Origin of the sequence: Altericista sp. CCNU0014 (genome assembly GCF_044923475.1) — a bacterium.
Classification (GTDB): Bacteria; Cyanobacteriota; Cyanobacteriia; order Thermosynechococcales; family Thermosynechococcaceae; genus JAAURS01.
This window is the reverse complement of sequence record NZ_CP137338.1, coordinates 3,187,409-3,207,467: the sequence shown is the minus strand read 5'-3', so window position 1 is coordinate 3,207,467 and position 20,059 is coordinate 3,187,409. Positions and strand designations below refer to the sequence as shown.

Annotated in this window: 2 protein-coding genes and 2 pseudogenes; 2 read left to right on the top strand and 2 right to left on the bottom strand. The window is 52.1% G+C overall.

Annotated elements, in window-relative coordinates; genetic code table 11:
* Nucleotides 1–256 precede the first annotated feature (256 nt).
* Nucleotides 257–430, top strand: a pseudogene (locus tag R6H26_RS15415) (pentapeptide repeat-containing protein); the annotation flags it as partial.
* 54 nt (nt 431–484) lie between these two features.
* A complete protein-coding gene (locus R6H26_RS15410; protein ID WP_404791476.1) occupies nt 485–619 on the top strand; it encodes a hypothetical protein in 135 nt (44 codons plus the stop codon).
* A 456-nt stretch (nt 620–1,075) separates the two neighbouring features.
* Here R6H26_RS15410 and R6H26_RS15405 read toward each other — a convergent pair.
* Both R6H26_RS15405 and R6H26_RS15400 read right to left on the bottom strand, forming a co-directional pair.
* Nucleotides 1,076–2,017: pseudogene (locus R6H26_RS15405) on the bottom strand (DNA/RNA non-specific endonuclease); the annotation flags it as partial.
* Nucleotides 2,018–2,330: 313 nt separating this feature from the next.
* Entirely contained in the window at nt 2,331–19,991 is a 17,661-nt protein-coding gene (locus R6H26_RS15400; protein WP_404783509.1) for a putative Ig domain-containing protein, read from the bottom strand.
* Nucleotides 19,992–20,059: the final 68 nt, after the last annotated feature.

Genomic DNA, 20,059 nt, shown 5'->3' with positions numbered 1-20,059 from the left:
CTGTGTCGGTTAGGGTTTGGCTGTATTCGGTGTTGTCCCAGGGGGTGGGGTCGATGTACCAGCCGAGGCCGTTGGCGTCGATGTCTAGGTATAGGGTGCCGGAGTTGGGGCGGCCTGTGGGGTCGAAGCCTGTGATGGTGGCTTCGGCGAGTTGGCCTGTGGGGAGATCTTCGATCTCGATGTTGAGGTTAAATGGAGATGTCCCTTGAAGGAAATCTAGCCAAGTGGGGACTGTTGTGTTTTGGAGGTTGTAGCTATGACTGCTGAGGAGTTGTTGGAGCGTTACGCTGCCGGGGAGAGACTGTTCATTGATGCCGACCTGAGTGGAGTTAATCTGAGTGGAGTTGACATACAAGGGATCAAACTTCGGAGGTGTAATTTGCAAAATTCCAATCTCTCTGGAATTAATTTGCTTGGTGGAGACCTCATGGGTTCCGATCTGAGAGGGACTAATCTGAGCGATGCTAATTTGGAGAGAGTCGGGATGCAAGGTACCAACTTGGAGAATGCTACCTTGTTGGGTGCTGAAACCGTCGAGGCTGAGTTTGCTGGAGCTTTTTTCCACAACACCATTGCTGAAGAAGGGCACATTATTGAGGGACCCGAACACTTCGACTGATGTTTGTGACTGATTTAAAGGCAACTCAGCCAGTAAGTTTGCAGTTGGATCGGAAACTTCGTCATCATTAACGCTGTCGGGCAAGTCAATAATATTTACTGGAAAAGTGAATCTAATTTGATTCTCAATGGCATTTTGTGCTGCATCTGAAAGATTGGATGAAAAATTTAATCCAGTTAATTCTTCTAACTGACGAATAGGTACTGCCCATTTTGTCCAATCTTTCCATTCATTAATCGTGTTAATTGCAATAGTTTTTGCTGCAAAGTGTGCTGTCCCAGGAATTGTTGCCGAAAAAGGTACGAAAAGAATTCTTTTACCTGTTGGGTCTGTCGGATCTTTTAACCATTGATCAGGGTTATTTGGATCTGCTGTTCTGGGCCGCTGAATATTGGGGATTAAAACAGCTACGGCATCTGTTAATATATTTGTGTTATTTTCGATATCACCTAAATTACGCCCTGGCTGATCGATTCCAACAATGACTTTCCAAATGAATTCTGGAACATTAATACTATTTGTTTGTAAAGGATTCGTTGAAGTTCCATTTAGTGGCGGTTGAATGAATGGAACTTCATAAGGTGTTACAGCACCGTAGCCGCCAGCATAAATGTACAAGTTTTTATTTTGATTTTTTACTAAAGTACTAGTACTATAATTTTCAAGTTGCTGCCATGGAGAGCGGAAAGCATCTGTGTTATTATCTGGTGTTTGAGGCAAAATATTTGACATTAAATAAGTTGCTAACTGATCTTTAGCAGTTCTATTTCGATCAGAACTTCGAGCCATATGACCCCGATGATAATAACTCGATTGACCATTCAATCTATAAGAAGTCGCATCCAATCTGTTAAATGAACTAGGCAATGCTGGATCTAATTGGAATGGAAAATCTGTACTTGATCCTGGATAGTCAATAGGTATAGGTATTCCACCACTATTTCCAGGGCGATTGAGATTACCCAGCCAAGATTGATTCAACTCCCATGCTACCCAGTTCGGGCCTTTATTATTGTTATTGTAGGAAACTGAGTATTGTGGCTTTTCAAGCAGATAATTAGTTGAGGATGCTGCTGGATTATTCAATATATTTCTTGCCTCAGATGGATTCCCCAACAACAAATGCTGGCTCTTGAAGAACACGTTGTCCAGATAAACAGTGTCGCCACTTGCCTCAAAGCGTAGCGTAGCAACTTTGCCGCGTAGGTTATCTGGAACATCAAACGTGAAGGTTTCAAAGCCTGTGCTGCCATAGCCAATGCGTTGCGTATCCTCCAGATAAGTTGTGGCTGTTCCAGTGGCAGGGGTTAAGTTTACCCAGGAAGAGAAGCCTCCGCTGCCATCTATAGCTTGCAAAGAGACATTAACGCGCCCACCTGTCAGGTTTGGCGCAAACATGTCAAAGCGTAAGGCACCCCAATCGGGGACAAGAAAGCGATTGTGCGTAATTGACTGGTCTGGATTAAGTCGCAAGGAATAACTGCTATTTCCAGCTTTTCCAAAGACTAACTGATCTTGTTCAGGTTTACTAGCATCACTGTTATAGCCAGACCATCCTGGAATCCACTGATCGTCAAATTTCGTTGAAATTGCGTCAAAGTTCCCATTAAACAGGGTGGGCACAGCATAATCACCCCGTAACTGTATATTGGGCGTCAAAGGACTAGCATAAGTGTTATCATCCGATACATTATAGCCCTACGAGAGCATGTTAAGACGTTTGTAAATAGCCCGCTTTGAGCAGTAAGGATTTGATTAAGCAGTGCGTCCTAAGCAAAATCCGTAGTGCTATAGTACGGTCAACAATACTTTTTTGGTCTACAGGGCGATAGCGATATCCCCCTCCAGAAACCGAGTAAAACCAACCTGTACCAACCCCTTCCCATATAGCATCGACTTCCCCATGAGGCAGATTCTCAGCTCTGTGATCGGGGGAATACCATGTTTTCGTTCCAGCATCCAGATAGTCTATAATTCCAGCATTATAAAGATCGCCATAGCGCCGAAAAACCGTTGTCGGAACAAAATAACGGGGAGGAATGCCAAAAAGAAATTGTTGGGAAATGCCCGTAAGAGGATTAGAGTTAAATTCAACACGGTTTTCGAAAGAATTACTTAGATTGGCTGTTCCTAAGTACCACATTAAAGATAGCTCATGGGGGCCAAATTGACTGCTGACTTGCTTGTCAAAGCCAGCATAATCTCCTAAATATACTTCCCAATCTGATTGAAGTAGCGATCGACCAGCAGGAGAATCTTGAGTAGATTTAGTTTGATAATAGTTATCTGCATAGGTGACATTATTCCAAATCTTTAGCTCTGGATCGAGGATGCTCCCCTTAGATCCTCCGCCTAAAGCTTGAGAATTTGAAGAGAGCGGATCGATCGTGGTGAAGTGTAAATCACGGGTTGTAGATGTCTGACCTCCTGCATTAGGGAAGTAAGTGCCTAATCGCTGAACGATCTCTGCATTAACAATACTCCCAGTTGAAAAACCAATAAAGTGTAGGGGTGAGTTTAATAAAGCTCCTTGAGTTCTCTGCAATTTACCCTGAGTATCGTAACCTGAAACCCCACCCCCTAGAAGCTGATCTAGCTGCACCAGAGCAGTGAAAAATACATCTGCCTCTGCCTCTGCAAAACCTGAGTTACGCTTATCAGTATCTGATGTACGAAGAAGGATCCATAAAGGATTATTCTTGGGCAGGTTTTGCAAATCTTCAGTAGTAAGCTTTTGGGTTCGGGGTCGCAGAAATAGATCCTTATCACTAGAAAGATAATCCACTGAGTTCCAAGAGTTGTCTGTAGGATCGTACATAATTACAGTGGCTCTTGCTTCAGCAGCAGCACCAGCAAGTGAATCTATTCCTCGATAGCTGTAGTCATCAAAACCTTTTCCTGGCTCATATCCTTGATAGGCAATTGTTACGGAATCAAAACTCTTTGCGCTGATGGATGGAATGTTGATAACTGTCGAAGGAAGTTTTGCAGGATCGACTTGAAAGAAATAATCTTTGCTTACTGATGAAGACACTAACTCTCCATTGACTCTCTTCAGGTCAACACTGATATAGTACCTTTGACCTGCCGTAAGAATTCGATCGGGAGGTAAAGTTACTTCATAGCTATAGCCTCTTTGTTGAGTAGTTACACCTTTACTGTCTGTCCACTTCCAGTATCCTAAGCCAGTTTTATCTTTGGGATCGCGCGTCCACTTGGCTTCAAAGATACGATTTGGATTGTAATCCTGACCTTCTGGAGCATTCTGTGGACCCCATCCATCATCAGGAGATAATCCCTGACCATAAGGAAAGGTACTGATGTATAGATTAATTTCCTTGACATCTTCTCGTCTCTTCAGCCGTTCCTGTACATCTGGCTGAGGTGCAGGTAATGCAAAGCTCGAAGGCTCTTCATCACGATAGATGTCAGGTCGGCTCCAATCATAGAGAATTCCAGCTTCTGGCCTAATAGTGGGTGTCTCTGGCAAAGGAACAGTTCTCCTGGGTCGAAAAGGTATTACCTTGCCAGGCTCTGAGTTTGGCACTGGTACTGGCACTGGTGCTGGTCTCCGCCACGGTTCTCGTTGTGGAGCTGGTCTTGCTTGAGCTAGCACAAGCTCACCGAAAAGATTCGAATGTGAACTTACTAAGAAGTCACGATTTTGCTCTGAAGATGTATCAAATAATTCCCAGTTGAAGGAGATTTTAAATTGAGATTGATCTGAGTCTGGAATAGTAATTTGAGGATCGTAAAAAACTATCTCATCTTCTTTTACGTGCGAATTTAACCCCCAGGAAATGCCAGAGCCAATGGGGCGAGTCTTCTCGCTAAAAGGCACCCATTCCGGGGTGAAAGCGTCCGCTGCAACCATAACACTTGGGCGTAACTCGTCCAGAGGACGCTGACTTCTTTCATTAGCAGGTATGTTTTCAATTGCAGTCAGTATTTCTCTAACATCATAAACAAATGTTGAGGCAACACCAGGGTTAGAAACGAAGAGATATTTATTGTCATCGGAAAATGCAATTGAGCTTGTCCATCCTGAGGGTATAGGTTTGGTGGCAGCAATTAGCTCGGGCTTGCCATTTTCTTGGATTTTGAAGATACCAACATTACTTCCAGCCTTAGGACCATCAATACTTTCAATCCCGGAACCTAAGAGGCGACCATTTCTCCCTGCGACAAAAGCATATTCATCACCCGTATACCAGTCTCGCAGCCACTTGACATCAACAGCTTCATTAACATCAAAGTAGTCTGAGAAACTTCCTAAATTTAACGGAGCTTCTACAAACTTCTCAGTAATATTTCCATCTTCAATACTTAAAGTTAAACGACCTAATCCTGTTGCCTCAACAAGCCGATTTGTGAAATACATAATATTTGGATTGTCAGTCGCTGTAATCCCTTCAACACCAGGTTCCATCCCAATGTTTTTTACTAAAGAATTAAGCCTTTCCTTGTCTTGTAGATCGACGTTAATTACAGCAATTGAACCATTAGAAAATGAACCATCACTACCTTTCTTGGCTGTTGTCGCAAAGAGTAATGTTCCTGTGTTATTAATTGCTAGACGATTGATTTGAGTTGCATTAGGAATTTTAATACTCTTGACAAGAGTATTGTATGTAGGAAATATATTTCCAGATTCATCTACCTTAGGAGGTGATTCTGGATCGGTGTTAATGACATATATCATTCCAGCCGCTCGATCTCCTACGTAAGCATACTTACCCTTCTCCCCAATCACAATAAATGAAGGTTGAGAACCAGAGGGTAGAGAGATACGTTCTATAGCTGAATCGTAAGGATTAGCATCGAGTTCTCTAAGACCAATTACATCAATAACTGCTACAGAACTATTACCTTCAAGAGGTATATAAGCGCGATCTTCAAATGAAGCAACATATCGAGGTCTAGCTCCTGCACCTAACGAGATGCTTGCCAGCAGTAAATTAGCGCTGCCAGATTGATCTACTATCTGTTTCGCTTTATTAGCATTGATCACTGTTACGGAATCAGAAAGCGGGTTTGCTGCTAAAATTCTGTCAAAATAGTCAACGTAGAAGCTAACAGGCTGGCTAGGATATTTAATTAGATCGTCGCCACTTTTAACTCCATAAATAACAGAAATGATTAGGTCGCTGCTATACGGAACGGATTTTGGCAGACGTACTGTAATGTCTTGAAAATCGCTTTCAGGTACTTGTTTTTGCTGTAAGTCATGAATTCTGTCAGTTGTTGAGCCATATTTCACCTCTAGAAATAGCTGATTGTCACTCTGTGGTATTTGAGCGTTATTTGTTGGTATGGCAGGTAAATTTTTTGCCCTTACTTTTAGAAATGCGCCTTGAGTGTCAAAATCAACTATTACTCTGTCAATGACGGGTGATAAGGGAGGTAGCGACTGAGTTAAAGGTGGAGCGCTTAATTGTGCAATCGGGTTACCTTGAGGCGAGAGTTGCCCCAAGTTGAGAGACACCCCAGCTACTGCGGGGTAAGGAAAACCAACTTGAGGTATCACAATAAAGTCTTTAGAAAACTCGAAAGCTGTTCTGGTTGTGAATTGGTCTAATATCTCATCTCCAAAAACAGGAATTGGAACAGTTTCGGTTTGGTTAATAAGATCTTGAATTCCTCTTGCGATTATCGCAGCGCCAGCAGTGAAGCGAGTGGCTGCTTGACCAAACAAGCTCGCATAGGTTCCAGCAAAGGTTCCATAAGTGGGTAAACCAAGGGCAAGGGGCATTAAGCTAGTTGGCAAGACGGCTTCAATAATTTTGTAGCGAAACTTAGGCACTGCTAAGGTGTATGTGCCTGTGACTCTCGCTCCTGGCCAAGGAGGAGATTGAGTGCGAATAATACCATCTGCCCCAACAACGCCTGACTCTTCGACCACCCACACAGGTTGTAAGACTCCATTATTATCGGGAACCTTATCCAGTCGCATAAAGAAAACTTCAGTCCCAGCCGCCAAGTCTTCTGGGGCAGGTATTGCAATCTGCGCGGGTATATCCAGAGCCTGACTACCTACCTCAAGCTGGAACGCACCTGCAAACGCAAAAGTATCGGGTAATGCCAGTGGCAGGTTAGATTGAGCAATTTGGTGAATGCTGACCGTTGCATCAGTCAGCATTGCTCCTGGTGCAATGGTCACTAGTGCTCCGTCAGCAGCCAACACCGCACCACCCTTCGTTCCCAAAACAGCCGAGTTGAAGCTGGGCAGTTGTACCTGAACAGGTACCGTTACCAAAGTGCCCGCATTTATTACTGTGACCGTTGCCACCCCTTCATCAAGTGCCGTAATCAACCCGGTCTCACTTACCTGAAGCACTTGAGAATTGCTCACAAAGTAGCGCGTACCACTGCTAATTGACCGTAAGTCTGGAGAAGTTGGCAGGTCGTTAATGCTAACGAGTAATTGTCGCTTCCCGCCTTCAACCAGCGTTACAGCTTGAGGATATAACTTTAGTCCCTGTTCCTCTGCAATGGTGATATAAAGTTCTTGTTGATTTTGAGGAGTTGGGATCTGACCGACACGCGCCACAGTCACTGCTTGTATACCGTCGCGGCCTGCCTTAAGAATAGAAAGCCCATTGTTAAGACCCGTTGCCTGACCCAGACTAACACCAATAACTGTGGGATTTTCACTGCTTAGATTGAGGTACGACCAGGGCAGTAGTACATTTTCTTGATCTGCAAAGTCACCCTCTACCTGTAAAACTTGACTATCCCCCGTCTCCAGGCGTACTACACCAGTAACAAATTCTAGATTGCTTAAGGGAGCACTGCTCACACTCAACGTAAACGTGGCTTTCGCCGAACTACTAAATCCGTCATCTGCAATCAGATCAAAAGCTGCTGTCCCTGAGAAATCCGGTGTTGGGACGAAAATTAACCCCTTCCCATCAGGACTAATCTGTACCGATCCATTTACCGGATTCAACAACCGATAGAATACTGCATCTCCCTCAGGGTCTTTGACCTTATCCGTCAGCGAAACCAACGTCTCCAAATCCTTATGGGTCAAAATCGCACTCGGCGTAATGACAGGTGGACGATTCGCAATAAACCCATAATTGCTACCCAGAATCTGAACATCCGTCCAATCGATCGCAAAATCGCGGTTCAGGTCATAGGAAGTCCGATACCCAGCATCTCCAGCGCGGCTACCCAGCGCCAAACTCAACAACTGACTATCCGCCCCATCTACCAACCCATCGCGATTCAAATCGCCAGTAATAGATAGATCGATCCTGTAGTTGCCAGCCGAACCACCCAAACCGGATAGCTCCAGCAAATTCAACCCGCCCTTCTCAATGGCAAACAGCCCGTAAGCATCCGTCCCGCTCGCGCGAGACACCAACGGCGTCAACCCCGCAATTCCAGGCAAACCAGGCAACAACCCAGAAGTCGCCGAAACATCCACGCCAATCAGCACAAAATCCGCCGCCGTGGTTTGAATCTCAGAATCTCTCAGGCTAAACGTATAGCGCTGCGTTTCCCCCGCATTCAGCGAACCCGAAACCGCACCCGCCGACATAAACTGATACACCCCACCCAGATCCGCCTGGATAGACCGCACCAGCGGCGCACCCGCCCCATACACCACACTCTCGCCCGACTGACCCAACGCCGACGCCAGCGTCAACCGATGCGCCGCATCATAGCCATATCGCTGCGAAACCCCCTGCGAGAGATTCCGCACCATTGTCAAATTACCCAGATCGTCATAGGTGTAAGAAACCGTCGCCCCATTCGACGCCGTAATCTGCGTCAGACGACCCCGATCGTCCTGGACAAACCGAATCGACTCGCCCGTCGAACTCACAATGCCGCCATCGCTAAACGCAAAGCGAGACCCATTCGGATTCACCTGCTCCTGCACCACACCTTGCGCGTCAAGACGATAAATCGTCCCATCCGCCGCCGTCAGCGTATAGGCAGCCCCATCAAACGCCCCACTCGCCGGGTTATAAGCCTGCGCCGTCTTCAGATCGTAGAACCGATCCTCCCCACGGCTGAGCAACGTCTGCGCCGAATCCAATCGATACGTTACGCCACTATCCGCCACCCAAGCAGGCGTGTAGTAGATCGCACCCGGTTGAGACTGCACCTGAGGCGCAAACGTAAACCCAACCCGTTCTCCCGTCGGCAGCGTCAAATACAGCCGCGTGCCTTCCTGGAGCGGACTGTAAATCCCAAACTGCTCCTGACCCGTCAGCGGTACGTTCGTTTGAAGATTCGTTTCCGCATTCGCCAAGCACCAACCGTAGCCAAACTCGCCCGCATCAGTTGCATTGAGCGAATCGTAAGCGCGCACCAAATTCAGCGTCGTGCCGCCCAAATTAACCGAGAGATCCGTCTGAACCTTGACATACTGGGCAGACTTCACCGCGCTGTTCACCTCAAAGGCAAGCTGCGTCGTGCTGATGCGACCGCTGAGATCCGTCGCCGTCAGCCGCACCTGATAGAACCCATTCGCCAACGCCGCCGGATCCAACTGAGCCAGCGCATTGTCTAGAGGCGTATTGCCCCGAGCGATGACCTGGAAGCTGCCGCCAGCAAAATCGCCCAACTCCAGCGTCCACTCATCCAAATTGGAATCCGCCACCGAACCGCGCAGCGCCCGTGCCGCAGTCAACGGCTCCAAGGCTAAAGTGCGATCGAGGGAAACCACAGGCGCAAACAGATCCAACGGATCGCGCACCTTCAGAATCGAACTCGTGCGACCGACTAAACCATCGGCATCCGTAGCAATAGCCTCTACCGTCAATCGGCCAGGCGTTGTCGGCGTATAAGTCGCTCTGCCCTGACTATCTAGGGTGACAGGCTGACCGTTTACGGTGAGGGTGATGGAATTGATGTCGGCTTGACTGTCCGCGATCGCATGGAGCAACACCGCCTGACCCGGCACCACCGCAAAACTCGGCGTTTGTTCGAGCGTCACTAGCGGAGCCGCAAAGCGCGTCCCCACCTGAATGACCGAAGTCCGGCTGCGAGTACTTTCCCCATCGCTCACCTCAAAATTGAGCGTATAGCTACCCGCCTGCCCAGGTCCCGGCGTCCAACGGAACTCACCCGTACTGGCATTCAACGTCGCCCCATCCGGCAGATTCTTCGCCGAATAGACGAGCGTGGTATTGAGATCTGGGTCGCTGCCTGCCACCTGGAAGACCAACGGCTGGCCTAGTACTGCACTGCGATCGGAAACGCTAATTGCAGGCGCGCGATTGACGTTATCGATCTTCACCGCCACCGCAATTTCGCTCGTACTTCCCTGCGGATCCGTCGCCTCAAAGCGGAACGTATAGTCTCCAGCCTGCTCGTAACCCGGCGTCCAGCGGAACGTCCCCGTCCGCGAATCCAGAGAAGCGCCCGATGGCAACGGCGTCACTGCCCGATAGATGACAGAATCGCGATCGATATCCGTCGCTGCCAGCGAAAACTGAAGCGGCACATTCTCCCGACCCGACTGAATCGGCAACGGCACTAACACCGGAGCCTGATTCACATTGTTGACCGTAATACTAAAGGTCTGCGTGCTGCTGCGATTCCCATCCGTCGCCGTGACTTGAATCCCCGCATACGTTCCAGCCTGGAACAGCGAAGGCGTCCAACTCAAAACACCTGTCAGCGCATCTAACTTCGCCCCAGCAGGCAGATTCGTCGCCGCATAGGTAAGCCGATCGCCATCACTATCCGTCGCCACCAGCGGCAGCGTGAGGGCCTGATTTTCCTGAACCGTCACAGTCCCCACGGTCGCCAGTACCGGAGCCGCATTGGTATTGCGTACCACCAAGCGCACCGCCTGCTGGTCGCCCAAAGTTCTGCTATCTTCCACCTGGAAGTTCAGATCGTAATTCCCTAAATCCGCAGCAGTCGGCGTCCAGCTAAACCGCGCCTGTCCGTAGATTGGCAGCGGCGTCAACGTCGCACCCGTCGGCAGACCCTGAACCGCAAAACTCAACGGCTCCTGATCCAGATCCCGCACCCGAACCACAAATTCCAGCGGTTCGCCCACAACTGCAACCTTATCCCCAATCGGGTCGAATACAGGCCGCTCGTTGACCGTATTCACCGACACCACAAAGGAAGTACTGACGGACTGGATCGCCCCCGCACCGCCGCCGTCTCCGCTATCCGCAGCAGTTAAGGTGAGCGTGTAATCCCCGCGATCGCCATCTCCCGGCGCAACTCGCAGCAGCGCCGTTCCATTGCCATTGTCCGTAAAGGTCACAAAACTCGGTAACGCATACCCATTCAAAGTAGAGAGAGTCAGTTGCAGCGGATTTCCTTCTGGATCCGTTGCCTGTAAAACCAACTCCCGCACATCGCCACGGGCGAGGGTTTCGTTGGAAATTGGGGCAATCTCCGGCGATCGATTGGTATTCCCCACCGTAATGGGCACCGTAAACGTCGTGGATAAAGGCACACCCGTCCCATTGCCATCATCAGTCGCCGTAAAGCTCACCGCATAAGTCCCGGCTTGGCTATAGCCAGGAGTCCAGCTAAACATTGCCGTGACGGGATCGAAACTCGCTCCCGTAGGTAATCCGCTGACCGTATAGCTCACGGTCGGATTGCTGCCTTCTTGGATCGTGAGCTGACCGCTGCTGCTGCGATCTTGAGGGATAAAGCCAGGATTATCCGCATCAAACGCAAACGCTCGGAAGCGCACCTGCTGACCTTCTGCAACTTGCCAAGGGGTTAACCCCTCAAACTCAGGCGCTGCATTCACATTCAGCACCGTCAGCTTCACCGTCTGGGTAGCGGTAGTACTACCATCGCTAACGATAAACGGAATCTCAAACGTTCCGGCCTGGAAGTAAGTCGGCGTCCATTCAAACAAGCCCGTCTTGGGATCTAATACTGCACCACCTGGTAGCAAGTTACTGAAATAGGTCAGCGTCGCACCCTCAGGATCCTGTCCCTGAAGCTGGAAGCGAATCGTCTCGCCTTCTCGTACCGTGCGATCGCTCGGTTTAATTAATGCCGGAGCCTGATTCACCGGAGCAATTAGGATTGTGGTCGTCTGCGTAACCGCATTCACCCCATCGCTGACGGTGAACTGCACGTTCTCGTAGGTTCCTGCGGCTTCAAATCCGGGCGTCCAGCTTAAAGTGCGCGTCTCGGGGTCGAATACCGCACCGGGGGGGAGTTGGTCTGCCCAGTAGGTGAGACGGTTATTGTCAGGGTCATTGGCAGAAATAGCCACCTGAAGCGCCTGTCCTTCTCGACCTCGAACGTTAGCAGGTAACGGCGTCAGCATGGGCGGACGATTGCCGCCTGCCACCTGAAGCGTAAAGGATTGAGTAGTATAGCCGCCCCGCGTATCGTAGACCCGCAGGATGACTTCAGTCGTGGAAGGACTATTAGCTGTGGGTTGCCAAGACAAGAGTCCAGTGGTTTGATTCACTGTCATTCCCTCAGGGCCTTTATAGAGCAAATAGCTGAGCACCGCCCCATCGGGGTCGTTGGCACTGACTTGATAGGTGTAGGGTTGGTTGGCGATCGCCCCCGCCACTGGAGTCGAAGTCACCACTGGAGCCTGGTTCGGGTAGGGCAGCGCGTATACGCCAGGAGTGAACTCAATGCGGAGATGGTCGGGGTCGCTAATCGTAATGGTGCGCCCGGTAATAGAAGCTCCAGCGGCTAGGCGACCGTCGGGCAAGCTGCTCGACAGATCCAGCAGGTAGGAACCTTGAGCGGTCTGAATTGCGCCCGTGGGCGTTCCTGTAAAGCCGTCAGCAGGATTGAGGACTAACGCAACAGGCAACAGCAAGTCGTAGTCTGCGGTATTGCGAATCGTCACATCGTAGGAAATCGTCTGCGTCGCCCGATCCGATCGCGGGTTGCTAAATTGCAGATCCACTTGGGCCAGGAAGTCAGAAATAGCCGTGAACTGTTCGGTATAGCCTTCCTTCAGCGTCAGCCCTGCCTTGCTCTTGAGGGCTTGGGATACGTTGAGGGTATAGACATCGGGGTTGAGGGAGTCGAAGGCCACGATCGCCGTGCGCGTGGTCGGGTTGTATTGGATGGACTGGATGGCGATCGCCCCTTGAGTAGAGCCGATCAGCGCGTAGTTTGCCGGATTCAGCACCGAAGCCGAATCCATATCCTGGTCGAAGCGCACCGAAATCGTCCCCAAAGGTAGGGCCAGGGTCGCCCCTGGAGCCGGATTTACCGAGACAATGCGCGGCACCAAGACCGGGTTCAGCTTATCGACTTGGAGGGACTGGCTCAGTAGCACGCTGCCGTCGGCGGTCGTCTCTACAATGTCGCCGCGACTGCCGCCCTTGGCGACGGAAACTTTCCGCAGCGTCGCCAAATCGACCATCGTCAGTTCGCTGCCATCTGCGGGTTTCGCGCCGCTGTTGTGGGAGACAAACAGGAGTCCTTCTAAAATACTTCCCGTTTTTCCAAAGGCGATCGAGTCGATCGGCGTTGCAAAGCTCAGCATCCGCCGGGGTTTGTTGTCTTCATCAAAGCGCACCACATCGGTTCGCTCCGGCCAAGTTGCAGCCCATAAAGACCCATCGGGAGCAAAGGCCAAATTTCCGACGCGCAGGTCGCTGTAGTGGGTAAATCGCTCCGTTGTGGGGTTAAAGAGTTCTATGCCATCGCCGGAAGAGAGATAGATCGATCCTGTGGTAGGAGAAATGGCAACGGCCTGGGTAATACCATCGCCATACTGACCTAAAATAACGCCCGTTTGCGCGTCTAAATGGAGCAGCGGCCCGCCGCCCGTTGCGGCCCACAGCGTCCCATCCGCCGCCTGTTTCAGGTCGAAGACTGGGTAGGGAAGTTTCGCAAAGGGTGCGCCCACAGCGCCGCCTTCCACGGAAACCCGATACAGCGATCCGCGATTGTCGCCCCCGCTAATAATAGCCGAGCCGTCTGCTAGGGGCAAAATCGCCATGGGACCGATATTGGCATGGCTCTGAGGAAATCCCGTGGCAAAAGCCTGGGCCGTAAAGGGCCGCAGCACCTGTTTGAATTCCGAAGGATTGGAAGTCACAGGAGCGTTAGGAATCGCCTGCTGCGCTTCGATAAAGAGTCGATTGGTCGAAAGTTGCGTCGGTGCGGGCGCGGGACCGAGGTCGGGAGCCGTGGTGCGATCGAAACTGGGCAGCGCGCCTAAATTCACTCGCGAGCCGTCGTCGGGTACCGCCTGATTGAGAATGGGCTGTTCTTGGTTTCCGGCATTGTCCGTCGCTAGAGCCAGGAATTCATAGGTATGGCCCGCGCGTCCGGTATAGAAGCCGCTGGTTTCCATCGTTTGGCGCTGCCAAATCTTAAAGTCGCCGCCGTCCTCTGCCACGTAAACCGTGACGTGCTTCACGCCCGACCCGTTCTCGTCATCCGTCGCCGTCCAGTTGACCTGGTAGGTATTGCTGTCTGCTGGGAGCGATTTCGCCGTCAGCACTGTCGTGGGAGCCTCGGCATCCACTACGTTGGTGATGACAGGGGTATCCAGAGGCGCTGCGGTATTGTAGAGAATCTTGGCCTGACTGGTAATTTCAGTCCCCGTCGCAATATCGGCCTTGGCTTGGGCCGTATAGGTTACCCATCCGCTACCGTTACCCTTCGCGTCGTTGGGCAGCAGCAACCCGCGACTGGTGTCCTGAATCACTTCGCCCGTTTTGGGGTCGATCGCCTGTAACAGCCAAGTTGCCGTATTAGAGAGCGGATCTAACCCCGCACTCACCCGCAGAATAAAGCCTTTCTGGCGCGTGAAGTCGAAATCGCCCTGGAAGCTGCCGCGCCCGGTGGGGAGATGCACTTGAATATCGCCCAACTGAATGTCGCCTAGCTTGAACTGACGCGTGTCGAGGTCGGCATCCAATTGGCTCACGATGCGGACTTCGCCGACGGCAGCGCTAGCGCTAGCCGCATTTTCAAACTGGATGGTATAGGGCAAGGCTTGACCCAGAGGCACTAACCCCTGCACTCCAAACCCAACCGGACCGCTGATGCCAGACAGATCCGTCGTCGCGCCAGCGGCGTTCAAGAACCCTGCAAAGTTCGGTTTGGGAATGGGCACAGAAGCGGGTAAATCGACCCGCGCTTCGCCGTAGGGGACGTAGACGTTAAAGGTTTCAAAGCGGGTGGGGTGGGAAAGACCCAAGTCGTACTCCGCCGCACTGGGCGTCTGCTGTCCGTTGGGTGCAATCAGGGTTGCATCGTGGCCGTACCATTGGCGCACCTGCTCGAAGAACGCCACCAGATTGCCATCGGTACGGATCTGTTCGCCTACGGGTCCAGCCAGAATCCCTGTGGCCAAGGTTGCCGTCAGACTCACCACCAGCGGATCTTGGCGCAGCGGAGGCGCTTGATTTTCTGGGCGCAGTAACCCCGCACTTTCTAGCGCCGCCAGGTAGGCGGTCGTCCAAGTCTCGGCATTGGAGGCCAACACTTGCAGCCCCTGGGTTGCATTGGCATCCGCAAGAATGCGATCGCGCAAGTTCAGCGCTTCTTCCGTTTGCAGCACCACAAACTCATCGCGGGTCAGAACTGTCGCTGCCGCCGTGACATTGAACTTAAACGCGATGCGACCGTCTTCAACGTCGTAACCCCTGAGGGCATCGGGATCTTTTGCCAGTAATTCTGCAAACCGCTTGTAGATTTCGGCATTGAACGTCGCGCCCGCAAAATCGCGGGTGGCGAGGTCAAAAACGTAACCCGGCGCTAGATTCTGGCCGTTGGTATTCACCTCGGATTTCAGACTGGCCCAAGGTAAATTGTTCAGCGATCCTTCCGGCGCGCCGCGCAGGTTCGTTGCAAAGGTGACGTAGGGCAGCTCGGTAACGCCCAGTTCCGCCGCTGCCCGACCGAAGAGACCCAGCAAGTAATCGTTCGTCCCCAGTTCCTGCACGCCAAATTCGAAGTTGACGTAGGGTGTATCGACGTTCGTGAGGCTCTGGATGGAAACCCCGTAGGTTCCCGTATCGCCAGGAGCCAAGACCCTTGGCCCGCCTAGACCAACGGTAACGTCTGGCTCGATGGTGCGCTCGACCAGGTAGCGGTAGGGCACGATCGCCGTTCTACCATCGGGGTTAATCACCTTTACGTCGTAGAGTCCGTGGGGGACGTTCGTGAAGTCGAAGATGGCTTGGATGCGGGTGCTATCTACGGTCTGGTAGCGTACGGGTTCCACTTCGCCAATGCCGGGACGCACCAGTTTCAAAATGGATTGAGGTTGGAATTGGGCACCCTCCACATTTACCGTCACGTAGCGACTATCGCCCCCCCGATCGGTCACGACATCGGTGATGCTGAAGGGGAGTACGTCCGCCAGAATGCTGGTTGGAGTTGCGCTCGGTCCAGATTGACTCTTGACCAACACGTAGTAAACGCCGGGTTGAGTCGTCGGAATAATTGCAGTTTGGTCCGGCGCGAGGATGCCGCTATAGCTGGCGTCATAGGCCGTGCCGCTGGGTACTTGTCCGTAGCGGACAAAGATTTCATTGGCGGCATTGTCGGCGGACGAGTCCAGCGTCACCTTCAGGGTTTGACCCTGGGCGACGGTAATTTGATACAGCCTGCTCTGACCCGTCGTCAGGGTGGTTTGCAAAGGCACGCCAAGCTGAAGGGCTTCCACGGCAAGGTTGAGCGTATCGGCGGAGGCCGTGGCGTTATTACCTTCGTTCTCGGCTTCGTAGATCTGGTTGTAAATATCGGGCCGCACGATCGGCCGATAGGGTCCAGGAAGCGCTGCCGGAAGCGTCGCATCCAGCGAACCAGTATAGGATTCGCCGGGTGCGAGGGTGCGATTGAACTGCGATCGCCCCACCAATACGTCGGTAATATCCCACACCGCATCGGTAGACAGATACACCGCATCGCTCCACTGACCCGTGGCGGAATTAATGCCGTGGTTGGAACCCGTCCAGCTAATTTGAACGCGATCGCCGGACTTGCCCGAAGACGGAAGGGCGATCGTATCCACCTGCAAATCCGAAGGGGGTGGGACTTCGAAGATCAGCGGCCGATCGCTGGGTTTGGCATTATTGACTTCCTTGTCCCCCTCAAATACTTTGCCTGTCGGATTATTGCGATTCGTCGGATCGGTAATTGCAAACACGTAGAACGGTCCCGACAAGTCCATAGGAGCTTGGAAGGATTTGTTGGCGGTATAGCTGGCACCTGCTGCCAATCCGCCGGAACGCTCGAAAGAGCCTAGGTAGCGATCGCTCTGTAGGTCTAAGAACTCATCGCGAGAAAGATAGATTAAATCCGTCCACTGTCCTTGGCGATCGGGCGTTCCGCCAGGGCCTGAATTCGTGACGGTATAGCTCACGTCAAAGAACTGACCGATGGTCGTCCTCACCGGAGCCGCGATGGAAGTAACCTGAAGATCGGGCGGCGGCGTTAATACGATGGGCAGTGCCGCACCCGTAATGTTGTTACCCTCATCCTTGAATTCCGGCACCCGTGCCGAGGAGCGACCCAGTGCTCCTTCAAAGTAGATTTTTGCGCCATCAGGATACTCCCGATCGACCCGAAGATCGTTGACACTCACGATGTTGGCATCGGCAAATGCTAACAGGTAGAAGTCTCCCTCAATTCCGTCCGGCAGTCTCAACGTTGCGGTTTGGCTGTAGGACGCACCGATATCCAGCGCTCCCTTGCGCTCGACCTCTAACAGCACCACATCGCTAATATCCAGGGAGGCATCGCGAGACAGGTAGACCCGATCCTGCCAGCGATTTTCCCGCGTGGCGCGAGTACCTGTATTGGTCACGGTCCAAGAGACCGGAATAGTTTGCCCGGAGTTGGGCGCGCTAACGGGCACGACTAAATTGGTTACCTGCAGATCCGGCTCTCGATACTGCACCGGAATGGAAGCCTGCGATCGGTTGTTGGACTGGTCTTCATAGGCTGTAGCCGTATAAATCTTAAGACTTCCTTCATTGTTCAGGGTGCCCAATCCCTCTTGGGGCACGTTAGTTGAAACATAGAGATAGTACTTACCATCAATGCCGCGCGGGAGAACTACATCTTGGCGCTGGGTATAGCTGGCTCCCGTCCCTAAGGGTTGGGCTGGCGCGTAGGCAAATTTGCCCAGCAGGGTCGCCCGTTCCTTAATAAAGGTCGGATCGGGGGAAATCCAGACTTCATCGGTCCAGTAGCGAGTGCCAGACCACATGGGTCCGCCCGCGTTCTCAACGGTCCATTCAACCGTTGTACGCTCCCCTGAGAAATTGGCAGGCTGCGTCGCAATCGATCGCACGACCAAATCTGCGGGAATCGGCGTGACGGCAGTCGCTCGATTGGTTGCGTTATTGTCTTCGTAAGGTCCTTCCCAAGCTTGTTTCAAAACATCCGTCACGACAATGACGTACTGTCCTGAAACTTCTGGGGAGAGCGTGACATTGAGACTCTGGGTATAGCTTTGGCCCTGACCCAAACCACTCTGACGCTGCACTTCGCCGAGAATCCAGGTCTTGGCATTGGGCGCGTCGAGTGTAGGCCGATCGGACAAATAAACTTTGTCCGTCCATTGCCGATCGCTGGTTTCGCTGTTCCCTGCATTGGTCACCGTCCAGCTCACTTGGAATGTATCGCCACCCTTAGCTTGGGCCGGGGCAACCACCGAAGAGACCACCAGATCCGGCGGTGGGGTAAGGAGTACGGTAATGGGTCGAGCTTTGTAGTTGTTGTTGTCTAGTTCGTTGGGGTCGTCGGGGTTGATGTTGATACTGAGGGTATCTTCCGTCACGATGTCGTAGGCATCGGACCAGGGCGTGATGTACCACTCGCCCGTCACTTTACCGGGCAGCGTTAGCGTGACAACCTGGTCGTAGCTTTCCCCGACTTTCAGCGAACCATTGTGCGTGACGGTTGCCAGCAGGTAATCCTCAATCTCGTCGGGTGCGCTGTCCCTGGCTTTGGCAGAGGGACGGTCTGGGTTGCGCGTCAGCCAGATCGTATCCGTCCAAGAATCGCGATCGCTTTCCCCAATTCCCTTATTCGTCACCTTGTAGCGCACCTCAATTCGCGACCCATCAAAGGCTTGGTTGGGTGCAACTACATCGCTAGTGACTAAATCTGAGGGAGGTAACGGCGTCACGTTGAGGGGCACGGCCAGAACGTTATTGCCTTCCTGGGGCGATTCATCGACGCGATTCCCAGAATCCGCGTTCACCAGTAAAAAGACAGGGCCTCGGAAACGGCGCGGCACGACTAAGGCATCGGTTTCGGATTGATAGCTTTGTCCCGACGCGAGGGCAGATCCGTTAATCAGGCTGCCCAACAGCACGTCATCGCTGCTGATGACGTTATCGAGGGACAGGTAGACGCTATCTTGCCAATTTGGGGTGGCAGTCGCGACGGAGCCTTGGTTGATAATCGTAAACTTCACCGAGACCGTTCCCCCTGCCGAGACGGTTGAGGGCGCTTCTACGGTCTGCACCTGAAGATCGGCGCGGGGCGGGAAGCTGACCAGCAAGGTTTGGTCGTCGATAGTAGTGTTATTGCTTGTCGCGCCATTCTCAAACAGAGACTGGTTGGCATTGGTGGTTACGACGACCTGATACAGTCCCTGAAGATTAGAGGGGACGGTAAACTGCTCGGAGCGACTATAGAACTGACCTGCGATGAGACCGTTGCCGTAGGTAAAGGAACCCAAGGCAATTTTGGGCGCGTTGGGGTTTCCGGAAGCTTGGAGGAAAATTTGATCGGTCCATTGGGTCGCTGCATTCCCGATGCCCTGATTGGTCACGCTCCAGCTCACGTCAATTTTGCTGCCGGACTGGATTGCCGTTGGCGCGACAATATCGGTAACCACTAGGTCTGGCGGCGGGGTCAGCACCACCTGAAGCGCGCTGGAAACCGTGGTGTTATTGTCCCTATACAGAAACTCGTAGGGACCGCCCGTTTCTACGGCCAGGTAGTAAGTCCCGCTAATTCCGTTGGGTAAAATCACCTCTGCGGAACGGTTATAGCTACCGCCCACGGCTAAGGTGCCAATGTGCTCAAAGCTCCCGAGCTGCGCCACGCGGTTTTGACCTGCGGGGTCGCTGGCCAACCACAGGCGATCGCCCCAACTGCTGCTGTCTGTGGTACCGATACCCTGGTTGGTGACGCTCCAAGAGACCGTCAGGGGCTGACCGCTACTCGCATTCGCGTCAGGTGCAACAGACGAAACAGCTAAATCGGCATAGGGACGGAGGGCAACTTTGAGCGGGTTATTGGCAAGGGTATTGTTGTTGCTCTCTAGATTGTTTTCAAATACTTGACCCGCTGCATCGGTCTGCACGAATAGGTTGTACTGTCCTTCAAAGCGGGCGGGCAGCAGGATGGCTTCGCTGCGGCTATAGCTTTCGCCAGCATCTAAGGCACCCGTATGTTGGAAGTTCCCCAAAATGATGTCATCGCCATTGCCGACGACACTATCCTTCGAAGCAATAATCCGATCGCTCCAAGCGGTTG